The 14,120-nt window shown below is 53.5% G+C and carries 13 protein-coding genes; 4 read left to right on the forward strand and 9 right to left on the reverse strand.

What is annotated here, in order from left to right:
- Nucleotides 1-156: 156 nt before the first annotated feature.
- From ACR0JX_RS11525 to ACR0JX_RS11560, 8 genes are all read right to left on the reverse strand, one after another.
- Entirely contained in the window at nt 157-2,043 is a 1,887-nt protein-coding gene (locus ACR0JX_RS11525; protein ID WP_480543942.1) for a TniQ family protein, read from the reverse strand.
- A complete protein-coding gene (locus ACR0JX_RS11530) occupies nt 2,040-2,987 on the reverse strand; it encodes a TniB family NTP-binding protein (RefSeq protein ID WP_480543943.1) in 948 nt (315 codons plus the stop codon). The genes ACR0JX_RS11525 and ACR0JX_RS11530 overlap by 4 nt, the downstream gene beginning before the upstream one ends.
- Nucleotides 2,977-5,088, reverse strand: coding sequence for a hypothetical protein (locus tag ACR0JX_RS11535; protein WP_480543944.1), 2,112 nt, complete (start codon nt 5,086-5,088; stop codon nt 2,977-2,979). Before ACR0JX_RS11535 ends, ACR0JX_RS11530 begins: the two co-directional genes overlap by 11 nt.
- Nucleotides 5,085-5,747, reverse strand: coding sequence for a hypothetical protein (locus ACR0JX_RS11540; RefSeq protein WP_480543945.1), 663 nt, complete (start codon nt 5,745-5,747; stop codon nt 5,085-5,087). The genes ACR0JX_RS11535 and ACR0JX_RS11540 overlap by 4 nt, the downstream gene beginning before the upstream one ends.
- Before the next feature lie 316 nt (nt 5,748-6,063).
- Nucleotides 6,064-6,345 carry a helix-turn-helix domain-containing protein gene (locus ACR0JX_RS11545; protein WP_480543946.1) on the reverse strand — a complete coding sequence of 94 codons (282 nt, stop codon included), beginning with the start codon at nt 6,343-6,345 and terminating at the stop codon, nt 6,064-6,066.
- A 335-nt stretch (nt 6,346-6,680) separates the two neighbouring features.
- Nucleotides 6,681-7,244 carry a metallophosphoesterase gene (locus ACR0JX_RS11550; RefSeq protein WP_480543947.1) on the reverse strand — a complete coding sequence of 188 codons (564 nt, stop codon included), beginning with the start codon at nt 7,242-7,244 and terminating at the stop codon, nt 6,681-6,683.
- Between the two features lie 90 nt (nt 7,245-7,334).
- On the reverse strand, nt 7,335-7,904 hold the full coding sequence (locus ACR0JX_RS11555) for a hypothetical protein (RefSeq protein WP_480543948.1): 570 nt from the start codon (nt 7,902-7,904) through the stop codon (nt 7,335-7,337).
- On the reverse strand, nt 7,901-8,698 hold the full coding sequence (locus ACR0JX_RS11560; protein WP_480543949.1) for a division plane positioning ATPase MipZ: 798 nt from the start codon (nt 8,696-8,698) through the stop codon (nt 7,901-7,903). The genes ACR0JX_RS11555 and ACR0JX_RS11560 overlap by 4 nt, the downstream gene beginning before the upstream one ends.
- Before the next feature lie 89 nt (nt 8,699-8,787).
- Between ACR0JX_RS11560 and ACR0JX_RS11565 the strand changes: the two genes are divergently transcribed.
- Nucleotides 8,788-9,030: a helix-turn-helix domain-containing protein gene (locus ACR0JX_RS11565; protein ID WP_480543950.1), complete on the forward strand. Its 243-nt coding sequence runs from the start codon at nt 8,788-8,790 to the stop codon at nt 9,028-9,030.
- A gap of 778 nt (nt 9,031-9,808) precedes the next feature.
- Here ACR0JX_RS11565 and ACR0JX_RS11570 read toward each other — a convergent pair.
- Complete coding sequence (locus ACR0JX_RS11570; RefSeq protein ID WP_480543951.1) at nt 9,809-10,576, reverse strand: IclR family transcriptional regulator; 768 nt, start codon at nt 10,574-10,576, stop codon at nt 9,809-9,811.
- Nucleotides 10,577-10,765: 189 nt separating this feature from the next.
- On the opposite strand from ACR0JX_RS11570, the gene ACR0JX_RS11575 reads away from it, so the two are divergent.
- From ACR0JX_RS11575 to ACR0JX_RS11585, 3 genes are read left to right on the forward strand one after another with little or no spacing between them, the layout of a single operon-like run.
- Entirely contained in the window at nt 10,766-11,617 is an 852-nt protein-coding gene (locus ACR0JX_RS11575) for a VOC family protein (RefSeq protein ID WP_480543952.1), read from the forward strand.
- Nucleotides 11,618-11,628: 11 nt separating this feature from the next.
- On the forward strand, nt 11,629-12,480 hold the full coding sequence (locus ACR0JX_RS11580) for a fumarylacetoacetate hydrolase family protein (protein ID WP_480543953.1): 852 nt from the start codon (nt 11,629-11,631) through the stop codon (nt 12,478-12,480).
- The gene (locus ACR0JX_RS11585; RefSeq protein ID WP_480543954.1) at nt 12,470-14,110 is read left to right on the forward strand and encodes a bifunctional 3-(3-hydroxy-phenyl)propionate/3-hydroxycinnamic acid hydroxylase; all 1,641 of its coding nucleotides are present in this window, start codon (nt 12,470-12,472) and stop codon (nt 14,108-14,110) included. The genes ACR0JX_RS11580 and ACR0JX_RS11585 overlap by 11 nt, the downstream gene beginning before the upstream one ends.
- Nucleotides 14,111-14,120: the final 10 nt, after the last annotated feature.

Raw genomic sequence — 14,120 nt, forward strand, 5'->3', positions numbered from 1 at the left:
CAGGGTAACTGAAGAGACGCGGTCACTTTGTCCATAATACCACTGTAAGTCATTGAAATACATCATGCCAAATCGCGTCGGCGAAATCAAAGTGTCCTTCTTTTTCACCCACTTTGTCCAAGGCGTTGCAAACAAAGAGCCCTGTCGAACGAAGCTTCAATGGGGCCATGATGTTACAATCGAGGGCTTGCCGGACTGATTTGGCGCGGCAAACTCATGTGTCAGTTCGGTCTTGGCTACATCGGATCTCCGGAAGAACTTGGGCGACTTGGCCACGGAGATAGCAACTGGGCAATGCAGGCTTTCTAGCAACTTAGCCGCGGCCGTCCGGGACAAGCCGTTTAGATCTGCTAAGGCGAACAGACTAACGAAGGTCTTAGCAAACTCGCTCGCGCCAGTCTCATCGATCCGTTTGAGCAACTTTCGCGTTTCCGGGTTACGTCCTTGGATTGTCGCGAGGTGCCCAGCCTTTCGTAGAGATTGAACGGCTTGGACCGACAGCTGAAGCTTCGCGGCAGCGGCCTGCTCCGTTAGTCCCGGCGGTTCTGGCAGCTGAAGCCGTTCTTTAGCTTCATTGATGCAGATCTGAATGTCTGGGATGCCCTGATCTTTCGGCGTTACCGACAAGCGAGATAACTCATTTTGCAAGAGTAGCCGAAAAAGCTCCCCGATTTCGCAGGGTATTCGTCGAGCCGCTGAACTGAGGTTTTCCAAGCGGTCGCGGATAACATCGTAGTCTTGCTCGTTTTTGTCGCTCGGTAGCCTCTCGAGTCTTCGGCGCAATGAAATCAGTGTTCTTGTCGAGTACCTTGGACCTCGAAGATTCTCGAAGCGGTGTTGGCGAACGATTTTGTGCTCGACCAAGCTGTTGAATGTGTACCGCGTGACATCAAGCAGCTGTCGCGCCTCTTGCCCATCAATTAAGTCCAACCACTTTCGTACGGCCTGTCGAGCAGGGTCATCTGGATACAGCACAACTTGACCCATAATGGTGTCGATTGAACCTATCGGTTCAACCCCCGACCTGGCGAGAAAAACGCGAACCCGCTTGGGTTGAATGTCGAAGACTTCCGCAAGGCGCGTTACCGAACAACCCTCGATACGGGTAAGTGGTCTCCCGAGGAACGTGGTCAAATGCTCGGTTCGCAAGCTCCTTTCAGCGAACTCATGAACCGTAGACACAATCTCCTTATGTCTTGGATCTTCTCGGTTCTTGTTCAGCCAAGCATAGACTTGGCCGAAGCATTGGGCATAGCCGATCAGTGACCGTTTCTCGGCTCGTGTTGTGTGGTGTGCCAACCTTTGAAACAATTCATCTTTCCCGTTTTCAAGGATAGAGAAACCAAGTTCCGCGGCAGCCACCCAGTCATCGAAGCTCAATTCCGGTTTATTGTATTTTCCAAACCTAAAAAGCGCGCCGAACAGTTCAGCTGACTCGATAAGTGACTCGAGTGACAGCGTGTCCACCCATCGTTTTTGCGTTGTGTAGACCCTGTTTATACGACTGGTCAGGTATTGCTCGAAAGCTGGACGATCAGGGAGCGTGTTTTGCCCAGGCCTGTGGTCCTCCAAGCGTCTTGCGATCGTTTGGCTGAGGTAGTTGTATTTGAGATGGTCGATGCTGCACAAATCGATCAAAGGTGTTTGATGGATCGGGCAAACTCTAAAAGCCCGCAGCAACCATTCCGATCTGATGTAGGGTGGATGCCCAGCATAAACATCTTCCTGCGCGCAGCTCGGACAGAACCTCAGATCAGCAGATCGCATGAGCCGGTCCGGCAATGTCGCGCCCACGAAACCGTATAGACGTCTATCTATCAGGCGAGGTGTTGCTCGTCTGAGCGCGTAGGGACCAATTCCGGCAAGCGCAGCGCTCGTGCGTACCGCTTGATGGGAGCCAATCTTTACGTTCGGCCAGCGTGCTCCTGATACCGAAGCCAGCTCAAACGCAGAGATGTCGTTGCGTTCAGCCAGGCGCAGGAGAAACGAAAAGCAGGGCTCGTTGGGAAACGTTTCGACGCCTTTCGGCAACTGCATCTTCATTTCCGGGTATCCTCACTTCGTTGGTCGAGGATCGAAAAGATATCCAACTTTTGGTAGTCGTCCGCAACGAAAGCGTTATGGGCGTCCATTGCACCAGTCCGCCTGCGAAACGCGTTAGCGAAATGCTCGATTTGCAACTCGTCCGCTCCTTCGCGGAGAGCTTCCTCGATGCCATCGACGATCATTCTGCAGGTCAGCGCAAATAGCCGATCGCCAGCGATCATGAGTCGACGGCAAAAGTCGTGGGACTTTATGCTGTCGGACGGTGAAACTTTTGCGGCTTGGACGTATACCTGCAAGGCGTCTCTGATTTCATCTCGATCCGATGCCAGCGACATCCGTTCAATCGTTAAGGGGACCACACGCCTTAACAGTTGGGTGTCTTGAGACAGCACTGATTGGAATTCGAGCGTCGCCGATATTGCTACGACAACCGGCCAAGTAGGATCTTGAAGACGGCTCTTCAGTGCGTCGTTGGTGGCTTGCAGCTCCTTCTGTTTGCCCATGGCGAGGTGCTGAGCCTCGTCAAAGTGCAGGACCCGCACACGAAAATCGTGCAACAGGTTCTGCGCGCGTCGCCATCGTTCCATCGCGGACCACCGCGATGGAACTTGAACTGTCCAGCCAAGCGCATTGAGTGTCGCGGCACCCAAGTCTTTGATACTCGCAGGTGCGGGAACCCGGACAAAGACCGCAGGCCGAATACCGTCTTCTTGGGCCTCGGTGAGCAGCTTATGCTGCTCAATCGCGTGTTTGATTGCCGTTGTTTTGCCCGAGCCCGACGGCCCCATGACAACAAGTCCTCCAGCCTCATCAAAGTGCCCGAGCACTTCTGAGGCAAACTGCTGTCTCAAAAGCCTATCTAACTCGTCAGAGACCGCATCGGATGCCGCATGGGGAATGAATATACGGCGAAGGCTAGCGACGGTGCGATCAACTCTCATCGTCACCATCCCACCACGACGTGTCGCAGTCTTTGCTATTAATCCTTGTTTTCGAGTTGGAACCCGCGCCCGGCCGTGTCGCCGGTCGTCCAGGTAGCTCCTTGTCTAGTAGAGAGGAGCGTTGTTCCTCTTCACGCATTGCCTCAACAAGCGAAAGTCCGAAATAGCGCCTACGTTCAACCTCCTTGAAGCCAGCTGCCGATACACTGTTGAACGTTAGTCCGCGCCGGGTTCGCGCAGCGTTGTCGCTCTGACGAATGCTATCGATGGCCTCCAAGGCGACCTGCACCGGCTGATCCTTCGACGATCTTCCAGTCGGCCAAATGCACGTGTGTCCATCGACCCATTCATCGAGTGTGACCCCTCGAAATTTTGGGTCAGGAGCGAAGGCGTCGATGAATTCTCCCTTCACCTCGACCGTCACGGCCCCAAGGTCCAGTGGGTTCACATAGACGTTGAATTTTGTCTTGCCTTTCCGCGGCACAGTAGTTTGCAGTTCGCGAGAGTTAAAGGGAATAGCAGCGACTTTTACACCGTCAGTGTCGACTACCCTTTGTTCGCAAAACCCAAAGGCAAGGCGCTGTTTCTTGGGAGATGGGCAGGGTGAAAGACCCGCTTCGTCGACGAGATGATCCCACATTTCTCTTGGCGAGAGACCACCAAGTGAAGAGGTTGGAGTTTCATGATAAACATCGACGACAAAACGAATTAGCAGGTTGGTTAGATCATCGATCGTATGGACTGCGTTTGCCTCGCTATCATAGGCACCGCGCTCTATAACATCCCCAAAAGTGCGCCCACTGAGGAGCGGCAGGAAACCTTGGTTGATGGTTCGGAATACCCGTTCGCATGAGCCGCGCAACCGTGCCGCGCCAGCAATGAGGATGTTTAAGTTGCCACCAACCGCCGCGATGGCGCGCATGAGGACTTCATTGGCGAAAGCTGACCCAGCGTCAGAAAACACATCGTGTAACGCCACAGATTGGTTCCAAGAGCGTTTACACCCGGCGGCTTGGCTCCAACTCGATTTGTCGACTGTCACAAGGTGAAGCGCACGGATAGCCGCCGCCGTGTCTTCATTTTCAGAGATGTACAGTCCGAGAACACATCGAGAGGCGACATCGATAGCCATCATCACTGTAACTCGGATACGAGGCACGGCATCCAGTTGTTCGGCTGTCATGCGCCCCGCCACACCCATTTCGGTGAGCAGGGTCATGATATCCATACGTACTGCGTCAATCTCGATCCGTGCACCCACGAAAGGTGGGTTTTCTGTCGGAACTGACACGGAATGCTTACTCAAGGCAAAATCGCGGCCATGCCTTTCCAGATCGACCAAATACGCATCCAATTTTCTGATTTCATTTGAAAATGCGCGCTGAGAGATATGGCCGATTTCTGGTTCACCGTGCGTGCTGCGTTTCTCGTTTTCCTGCTGCAGTTCGCGCTGCACTTGGCGGATTGCTATGCCGATGTGCTGGCATTTCGGCTCTAGATAAATCTCGCACGCCCGATCAAGGAACCGACGTTGATCAGGGGTCCACCTTTTCGAGACGGTTCTGGTAACACTCCGGCGATTGACGAGTGAGAAAACTGAGCCACTGCTGCTGCGCCACCGTTTGCACCAACGCCGCAATTGCCGGGTGCTTGGAAAGACAAGGCTCAATTTTTGATCGCACGCCCGATAGATCGCCTTTCTGCGAAGAAGCTGTTCTCCGCGATCGAGGATCTCCTGCTGGTTCTCTGCTAAGCTCCGATCCGTGAAGGAGACCTTCTTTTCGGCGGCTAAGCTGAACACGGCGCACACGAGAGCCCACCGATGTGACGTCTTGCGGAACTCCTCAGTCGGGAGAAGGGTCATAATCGAAGCCGGGTCCGCTGAACCTCTAAGATCGTTTTGAGGTGGACAGGAAGGCTGGTGAAGCTCGGCCGTTTCCAACTTGATGAGTGACAGGAGCCTAGGGACGGGAATGAGCTCACGGTGGTGCTCGTCATCGGTTCTGCCGAGCAGTAAACCATCTTTATTTTGGCCGAGGTAACGGTGGTCATGACCCCCTAAAGTGATGGTGGTCCCTGCACTAATTCGAAGACGCGTCATGCCACTGCCTCCCGCGCCACGAGTGTCCAGCGATCTATCGTGCCAAAGCTCTTGAGGGTCAGTTCACCGCGAAAAATTGCCTTCACTGCCGATCGAAATGCCCTTCCGCCGAAACCGGTTCCACGGATCAGCCTGTCGATTGTGAAGACGCCTTCGAAAGAGCATGCTGCTTCGGATAGCGCCTGATCGGCTTCTGGGTCGGGAAACCGCGAAAACTGCAAGAACATAGATGCGTTTGTTGCATCTGAACGTGCAAAGTCCGCTTCCGTGAGTATGCGAACCTCATCCGCATAGTTTGGGACCGCCGCACGAGCAACCGCATTTGCGATCCCCCTAAATCTCTGACTTGATGCTCTATGCCATGGCTTGACCAGAAACGCAGTTCTACAGCCGGCCAGATCTGTAAAAACTATATCGATGAAGTGCTCAGCGAGCGAGCCACTTGCGCTACGGTAGGTGACCGGGCCAACCTGAGTTTGCAAATCCAAAAAATCTGGCCGAGAGGCTAGACCTTGAATACAGGACTTTTCTAGGAGTGACTCCGCCCGCTCGCGAATGAAAACATTGGCCTCTGGCAAGGACAATGAAATTGCGCTTTTCGCGCTGCCTTTGTTCCCACGCAGGCTGACGGTCCGGCCTGCGGGCCTCTCCTCTGGCATTGTTTGCTCCGGTGGAGTCGGTATCGTGGCTATCGGTCCGACGCCGTAAGGCTGAGCCAGAGCCCTTCGCATCGCAAATGGGAGGAGGTGAACATCTTCATGCGCGCGCACACGGTTGGGCAACCCGCTCCGGCGGGCCGTTGATTTGAGTGACTTCATGTCGGTTGTCCTTAGACAGCAGTTTCTGTTCGACGCCCGCGAAGCGAGCGTCGGCTTGACTTTTGCGACTGTTCAAAGGATGTTCTGGTTATCAGGTACCAACTGATAAGAACATCCGGCCTTCTACTGTTGCATCGGTAGAGGGCCGTTTCGTTTTCTACATCCTGATCGCCCTCCCTCTCCTCGTCGGCCAGATTTCGTCAACCTGTTCGCCGATTTGCTCAGCTATGAAGGTTTGTACTCGCGTACTTGCCCTTCGAGAATTGATGACATCGCCCACAAACGCTTGGGAAAGCTCGAGAGTCTCTGCAAGGACTGATGTCGTGACACCAGCATTGCGGAGTTTTATTTTGATGAGGTCTGCCCGCTCAATTGGATCGGACATGTCAAACGTAAGCGTTTTCTTCATGGTTTGAGGCCGATTTCGTGTCCAATTCATCTGCTTTTACAAGACTGATCATGGCGATTCGGTGAGATCAATGGATTTGTACGCAGGCTCTTTTCGCAAGCTATTTGGCTTGCGGAAAAGCTTGCCTTTCAAGTTGCTGTGCAGATGTATTCCGCTGTAAAATCAATCACCTAGATTAGACCATGATTTCGTGTGTTATTAGTGGCATAGCCGAATTTGGCTTTGCGCTTCATTTGCCGGATCGCGTCGCAGTCGGCGAATACGAAGCGAAAATGACCACTTCAGCTGATAGGCGGAAAACCGCCTGCGGGTTAAGCGGCCTAGAAAAATTGCAAGGCAAGCACTGCTTGATCGATGGAGGCTTACTAGAATGATACTCTTTCGACGTCATCCCAATGCTTGTTCCGCGGAAGTGTGCGGGCTCTTTGCTTTGCGTCTCGTAATGAGATTGGCGCGAAATTCCATACGTCGACCCCTGCGTTGACGGCGTTTCGACTGCCCAGCCATTGATTGTGAACATGACCAAACAGGTGCAGTGCTCCTTTCCGCGCTCTATGCCACGTCAACATGGGGTAGTGGCTCAACACAGTTTTCGGGCCGTCACCATCCTGGACTTCGACGACATCACTTACGGAGGCCCAGGGCAACGAGCGAGTCTGGTCACCGTCATGGTTCCCGACAACCAGATGCTTTTCACCGGGGAGCCGTGCAAAGATCCTGTGTAGCCAACCCACGTCCTTGGCATTCGGGCCGAAAGCCAGATCTCCGATCACCCACAGCCGATCGCTTGGGCCAACCTTCGCGCAGATGTTGTCGACAAGAGCCGAGTCCATATGGTTGATAGACCTGAATGGACGATTGCAGTGTTTGATGATGTTTTCGTGCCCGAAGTGCGTGTCGGCGATGTACCAGTTGTTCATTTTTTTCATCAAACTTCTTTTATCATGGCCATGCGCTGCTCAAGCAGTGTGTCGATCGGTGTCGCAGCGTGCCACTCAGTGAACGATGTGACTTTATAGCTAGTCTAGACCTTGGCCGGACAAAGCTTCCCGCAAAGCGGTTTCTATGTTCCGTCCTTTAGCGTGTTCTGACGCGACCCACCTCGAGTTTACAAATAGGCAGCAAGCGATCCAAACCGGCACGAAAATCGGAATATGCAGACCAATGTTCAAACCGTTGGAATCCATACCAAATACCGCCGAAACGAAGGCGGCAATTAAAAACCAACCGAAGAACGCAGGGATGAAGAGCAGGAGCGCTAAACTGACAAATGAACCGAAAGAGGTTTGGCTTCCAATTCTTGTTTTGTTTAGCGCTGGCCCATCCGTGACCGTCTTTGCAGATAGATTTCGGATTTGAACAAGTTCGCCACCACCCTTCATCAATACAACAATCAATGCGTGCCCGTTTCGAGCGCTGTCGAATTCCCATCCGCGTAGATGGTGCTCTTTTCCATCTTCGTCTTTGAGCCAGATCTCCGGTGTTGCATGCAACTCAGCCTGATGTGCTCCACGTGCGATCCGCCCGCCAGTCGTACGGCTGCCAATGGCAACAACATGTCCCCGCAAAATGTTCAGTTCTGGGCTCATGTCTCAGGTACGCTTTCAACGACTGATGGGCTGGAGATTGCTTCAGATCGGAATAGTGAGCCATGACGAGTGCCCGCGGCGTCGAATTTAGAGGTCCTAATGAAAGTGCGGATCTCGTCAGCGATCGCCGTTGCTGCCAAGCAGGCGTCCGCAGCCTCTACGGCGACCAACACGTTCTGCACAATCTCCGTATCATGACGTGATCCATGCAGATCTAAGTGGAATGGGCTGCCTTCTTTGAACTGGCGCTCCAAAACGGCACTGAATGGAAGCTCGTTCGAAAGGATTGGAGCCCGGTCAAACTGGATATCCGCTGAAATGGAGACAGCCTCTTTCCTTGTTGTACAGGTGATCAACCCAACAGTTTTTGCCGCGATCGATGTGTTTTGTTCAATCCACTGGCTGTTGCGCTTTGCGGCGACGGCATTGCAAAACGGTATGACGACCAGATCAGCTCTATCCAGCACCTCGTGCGTAAGCTGGCAGTCTTCTTGCGGTGCATCGATCAGAATAAAGTCCACGTCTGAAAACTCGCAGAAGCACAGCGATCTAATCAGCATTTCAAAGTCGGTGACGTAATCGACACGCACATGGCCCTCGCTAACAACGCAATGCATTGCGATCTCCCAGTCACTGAGCTGCGTCCGGTTGGAGGCGTAGCTTTGCTCAGAACGTTCTCCGAACTCGATGACCCCGATGCGCTCACCACTCTCCACAAACGCCGCGCCAAGTGCCGCTACAGCGGTAGTCTTTCCAACTGCCCTACATGGTGAGAAGAAAGTGACGATCTGCATTCGGTTCCCCTGAAGAGATTTCACAGTATACTTCATTATTCACAGTATACTTCATAGATGCAATCCGTATATTGGCCGTTTGTCAGGGTATGGAACCCACGAATGACAAGCTGTTGTTAGAAGCTTTCGCTAAGGTCCTCAGGCTAGAGCGTAGGAAAGCTGGGTTTTCACAGGAAGAACTCGCGCATCTAGCTGGCACAAGCTTGCGTTACATATCGCTGTTGGAGAACTGCAAACACCAACCGAGTTTGAGCACTATTAAAGGGTTATGCGATGGTCTCGGTATCAAAATGACTGATTTGATCAGTGCTTTAGAAGAAGAGTTGGCATGATGCTCACGCGACTGCTTGAAGTGCCGAGGTTAAGCCTGCCTGAGGGTAGAGCGCGAAATGTCACAACGCGTGCGCAGGAATACGATGGCTTAGAGTATCGAAGCAGGTTCTCGTCGCCAGGATATGCATAGTCGTCTAGTTTGGCAGGTTCCTAACAAACCAGGCATCAATGGTCCTCTTGATCTCTGGGTGATCTCCTCCAGTGTAAAGGTATGGCACCAGTGGAAGTGGCTCTTCGCCTATAAGGCGAAAGACCAATCGCTCCGCTTCGTCATCCCCTTCTGTCCCTAGTCCGGTAATCTGGCTTAGATGCACTGTCCGACTTTTTGTGCCCCGTATCGGCCTGATCCAGTCGACGCGTGCTATCTTGGACGCTCGGTCGAGCGTTACGACTACATCGGCGCATAGTAGCCGAAATATGGTTCCGACCACTACAAAAAGTCCCGTTATTGTTAGCCGAAACCAAATGGGTGCCTCGTCGGCGGGTATCAGAGTGAGCGCAGCTACCCCAATGAGCACCGCACCAGAAAAGATAAGGCGGTCGAAAAATGCTGAGCGTTTGATAGTTAGACGGTCGTGCGAGTGCTCTACAACTCTCATCGGTAATCCCTTAGCGCCTTGCAGTCCAACATCACGACGTCCGCTCTAGCTACTCATAGAAATTTGCTGCCATAAGACTGCGACAATAATTTGGCATTGTGGAGCATAGCCAATGGATGTTGCGGGTAAGAAATCACCCGGTTCCTGTTGTCTTCTTTGTCCGCATTGAACTCCGGCACTAAAGGTTTCTAGCTAAATCAACCGCATTTATCTCATTCATGAAGTTCTCAATCATTTTCGCTGCACCAACTAGAGTGCTCAGGATCATGGCTCGGACCTCTTCGTTCGAGGTCGCTTCTTCGATAACGACACTCACCGATGCGTTGATGCCGAGCCGGTTGTTTCGAACGGGCGCAGCTATGCCAACGAGGCCACGATCAACTTCGCCTCTTGTTTCGCTGATGCCAGTCTTTCGAATGTTTGTCAGTTCGACTGCAACGCGTGCAATTTCGGCAGGCTTTGCGTTGATCTTTTTTGCGAGGAACCTCTCGGCCACTTTGGGGGGCATCGTTGACAAAACCGCCTTGGATGTCGCGCCCCTCAAAATTGGCATTGGTCGGCCAAGTTCATAACTCGTCTCAAACCTGGCGTTGGGGGAGCGCTCATCGGCGACACACATAACCTGTCCGTTGTAGAGCCGCGCGAGAACGACGGCCGCTGGTACCGTAATTTGTTTGACTAGGGGCTTGAGAAAGATGCTTCCAGAGCGAACCAGCGGGTCATTCAGGCGAATGCGCCTGTAGTATTCGATGAAGAACGGGCCCAACCTGAACCGAGACTCCACCGTGCTTTCCAGCATGCCGACTTCGACGAGTTCGCGTACAAGCCGATAAAGTGTGCTGCTTGACGTAGCAAGAGCCTCGGACATGCGTTGCACAGTCCACTCCGGGTCGTCCTCGTCGAAGAGATTGAGGATCCTTTCGTAGCGACGAATTCCTTGCGTCATGATTCTATGGCCACCTCAGGTTTCACTTTTTCTTGCTAGCACCAACCTAGCAGACGATACACCGATCTTACCAGAATGTGGATAATTTCGCGATGTTTACGGTTTTTTTATCGATTATTGCAAATTAGATTCTAGACTCTGTCTAAATTATCGATTAATGACAATTTTGACAGTACAGGAGGGTGCGCTATGGAGCAGTACACCGGTCACGCGACCGCGTTTCTTCATCACATCGTTTTCGAGAGCAGCGATCCGGAGCGCGCAGCCAACTTTTATGCGGCAAACATGGATATGGTCGTCGAGCGTGTATCTGATCGGGAGTTTCGGTGTATCGGCCCGCTTCGTCGCATTGCGTTCGTTGCAGGCCAGGACGGAAAGCTGTCGTTTGGTGGACTGGCGTGCAGGTCGCAGAGCGATCTTGAAGTTTACAAGTCTCGAGCAGAGGCGGCGCAGATTGAGATACTGGACTCGCCCAGTCCCTATTTTGGAAAGGGTGCATTTGCAGTTCGCGACAATGACGGGCATATGATTTGCTTCGGCGTGGCAGATGCCCCGACTGTCGCCTACCAGCCCGACATAGGTGGTATTCATGCCCCGACACAGCACCTGACTTTCGCAACTGAGAACATCGCGGGATTTGTCGATTTCTATGTTGAAAAGATGGGTTTCTTTCTGTCCGACCGTGTCATTCACGAAAACGGTGATCTTGCGACGGTCTTTACCACGACCAACCATGAGCATCACACGATTGCGTGCTTCAAATCGGACCGTACTGGCGTCGACCATCATTCCTACGAAGCAGGAACGATGGAGAACATCAAGCTGTTGTGCGATCGGTTTGCCGCCAATGATGTGCTGTTAACATGGGGGCCCGGGCGGCACGGACCGGGCAACAACCTTTTCGTGTTCTACACCGATCCAGACGGCAACTGGATCGAGATATCTGGTGAACTTGAGACGATCTACGACCGCGATGTGATTGACTGGCCGCAGCACCCCCGCACGCTGAACAAATGGGGCGACGCGATCCTGCGGTCCTGAGGAGACTTTTCATGAAACTCGCAAGCTTTATTAGAGAAGGGCGTGCACGGTTCGGTGCAGTTCTGTCTGACGGAGTGTTAGACTTGACGGGCTTTTCGGGAGCTTCGACGCTCAAAGAGTTGCTTCAGGTGGACGCACTCGACAAGGTTCAAAAACACATAAATGCAGCGAAGCCGGGCTTTAGCCTCTCAGACATTTCGTATTTACCGGTCATCCCCAATCCGTCCAAGATTCTCTGCGTCGGGCTGAACTATCAAAAGCATAAAGAAGAAACCGGCCGCCCAGACGTGGAGTATCCTACAGTGTTTACACGCTACGCTGACAGCCAGGTCGGCCATCGACAGGCCATGATTAAACCTGCCGTATCAGAGAGATTTGACTTCGAGGGCGAGATGGCGGTGATCATCGGTAAGGGCGGACGTGGAATCGCTGAGGAAGACGCTCTGGCCCATGTCGCGGGCTACGCCTGCTACAATGACGGCTCTGTGCGTGATTGGCAGCGCCACACATTTCAGTTTACGCCAGGCAAGACCTTTCCGAGCACTGGTGCCTTCGGCCCCTACATGGTGACCCCCGATGAGGTGGGTGACTACGGCAGCCTTCCCATTCAGACGCGACTGAATGGCGAGGTCATGCAGGACGCCACGCTTTCGGATCTTATCTTCCCGGTCGAGCGTCTCATCTCCTACTGTTCGACTTTCACGCCCCTTGCGCCAGGGGATGTGATTTTGTCTGGGACGCCGGGTGGAGTTGGGGACAGACGCGAACCGCCCGTTTACATGGTTGATGGCGACGTTGTGGAGGTCGAGATCAAAGGTCTGGGAACTCTAGTCAATCCGATCTTGGACGAAAATGCGCTCTGATTTGCAACGCCAAACGGATACCGACGTTCTTGTTGTCGGGGCGGGGCCGACAGGTCTGCTATTGGCCAACCTTCTCGGCTGCATGGGCGTAAAAACCACCCTTGTAGAGCGCAATGAGACAACAGTTCAGGAACCGCGGGCGGTTTCCATCGACGACGAGTCGATGCGCGCGCTTCAAGCAGCCGGGCTGCACCACGAAGTGTCTCGTATCACCGCAAAGGGCTATGGATCGGTATATAAGGGTCCAAGCGGCAAGGTCTTTGCTGAGGTTAAGCCAGTCGCAAAGGAATTCGGCTTTGATAAGCGCAATGCCTTCGAACAGCCGGCGTTCGAGGACGTCCTGCGTCAGGGTTTGCAACGCCACCCGTCGGTAACAGCTCTCTTTGGCTCAGAAGTCACCGGTATTCATCAGAACGATCAGACCGTCGAAGTGGAGCTTGCGTCTGCCGGCGAAGCTGTGACCCAAAGTGCTGCATATGTCGTTGCGTGTGACGGTGGTCGTTCGCCAACACGAAAGCGGCTTGGCATCGCAATGGAAGGTGCGACATTTGAAGAACCTTGGCTGATCGTCGATCTGGAGAAGACAAGTAACCCTGGGTTCCATACGGAGGTCTTCTGCGACCCTTCAAGGTCGGCGATCAGCCTACCGGGGCCGGGCGGTATTCGGCGTTACGAGTTTAAACTTAATCCAGGGGAGACCACAGAGGCCGCCGAAAAAGAAAGCTTCGCACGCAGTCTCATGGCGAAGATTGGGCCCGATGAAGCTGCTCCAATCCGGAGGTGTCGGGTCTACACGTTCCATGCCCGCGCGGCGGAGCGGTGGCGCGAAGGCAGGGTTTTTCTGGCGGGAGACGCTGCACATCTAACGCCGCCTTTTGCGGGCCAAGGGATGAACAGTGGTCTTCGTGACGCGCATAATCTGGCATGGAAGCTCTGCGAAGCGCTGAAGATGGCCGATCCGGAGCGAATACTGGATAGCTATCAGGCCGAGCGAAAACCTCATGCCCAAGCGATGATCGACCTCGCCCTGAAAATGGGGCGTGTCATGATGCCGTCTTCGTCAATCGCGAGCGTTTTGACGCGTGCTAGCTTTCGGCTTTTGGCTCTTTACCCGCCGGCGCGGGACTACGTGGCCCACATGAAGTATAAGCCACGTCCGCGATTTGCTGATGGTATCTTGGAGCAAGACCGAAAACCTCTTGGTTCAACCGCCGTCGGTACCATGATCCCGCAACCGGTTGTCGTGACAATTGATCGTCGCGAAGTCCTTCTGGACGACATTTTGCCTGACGCGCCTGTGGCGTTGTGTTTCGCGGAACATCCCGAACGTGTGATTAACGGCGAACTGCTGGCCCAATTCACAGATGCTGGCGTGGCAATCGTAGGTCTAACGCCAGAATGGATGAACCCCGCAAAGACAGATTTCACCGTCGTGCGTGACCGTAGCAACGGTTTCGGGATCCGTCCGTTTGCAGACTACCTCGGACACATTCTGTTGCTGCGGCGGGACCGCTATGTCTTCGCAGCCTGCAAGACGGCAGACGCAACGGCATTGCTGGATCCCGCCCGACAGATTCATGCGCCACCGCTGCGTCGAGCAACGGAGAAACCATCAAGACTGAGCGCCTAAGGCTCAATAC

Source organism: Ruegeria sp. AH7 (genome assembly GCF_056541325.1).

Excerpts from the sequence above, each read along its gene's own strand:
- ACR0JX_RS11560 (WP_480543949.1), bottom strand. The coding sequence starts at position 8,698 with ATGCAGATCGTCACTTTCTTCTCACCATGTAGGGCAGTTGGAAAGACT.
- ACR0JX_RS11530 (WP_480543943.1), bottom strand. The coding sequence starts at position 2,987 with ATGAGAGTTGATCGCACCGTCGCTAGCCTTCGCCGTATATTCATTCCC.
- ACR0JX_RS11570 (WP_480543951.1), bottom strand. The coding sequence starts at position 10,576 with ATGACGCAAGGAATTCGTCGCTACGAAAGGATCCTCAATCTCTTCGAC.
- ACR0JX_RS11575 (WP_480543952.1), top strand. The coding sequence starts at position 10,766 with ATGGAGCAGTACACCGGTCACGCGACCGCGTTTCTTCATCACATCGTT.
- ACR0JX_RS11525 (WP_480543942.1), bottom strand. The coding sequence starts at position 2,043 with ATGAAGATGCAGTTGCCGAAAGGCGTCGAAACGTTTCCCAACGAGCCC.
- ACR0JX_RS11555 (WP_480543948.1), bottom strand. The coding sequence starts at position 7,904 with ATGAGCCCAGAACTGAACATTTTGCGGGGACATGTTGTTGCCATTGGC.
- ACR0JX_RS11585 (WP_480543954.1), top strand. The coding sequence starts at position 12,470 with ATGCGCTCTGATTTGCAACGCCAAACGGATACCGACGTTCTTGTTGTC.
- ACR0JX_RS11565 (WP_480543950.1), top strand. The coding sequence starts at position 8,788 with ATGGAACCCACGAATGACAAGCTGTTGTTAGAAGCTTTCGCTAAGGTC.
- ACR0JX_RS11580 (WP_480543953.1), top strand. The coding sequence starts at position 11,629 with ATGAAACTCGCAAGCTTTATTAGAGAAGGGCGTGCACGGTTCGGTGCA.
- ACR0JX_RS11545 (WP_480543946.1), bottom strand. The coding sequence starts at position 6,345 with ATGAATTGGACACGAAATCGGCCTCAAACCATGAAGAAAACGCTTACG.
- ACR0JX_RS11535 (WP_480543944.1), bottom strand. The coding sequence starts at position 5,088 with ATGACGCGTCTTCGAATTAGTGCAGGGACCACCATCACTTTAGGGGGT.
- ACR0JX_RS11540 (WP_480543945.1), bottom strand. The coding sequence starts at position 5,747 with ATGCCAGAGGAGAGGCCCGCAGGCCGGACCGTCAGCCTGCGTGGGAAC.
- ACR0JX_RS11550 (WP_480543947.1), bottom strand. The coding sequence starts at position 7,244 with ATGAAAAAAATGAACAACTGGTACATCGCCGACACGCACTTCGGGCAC.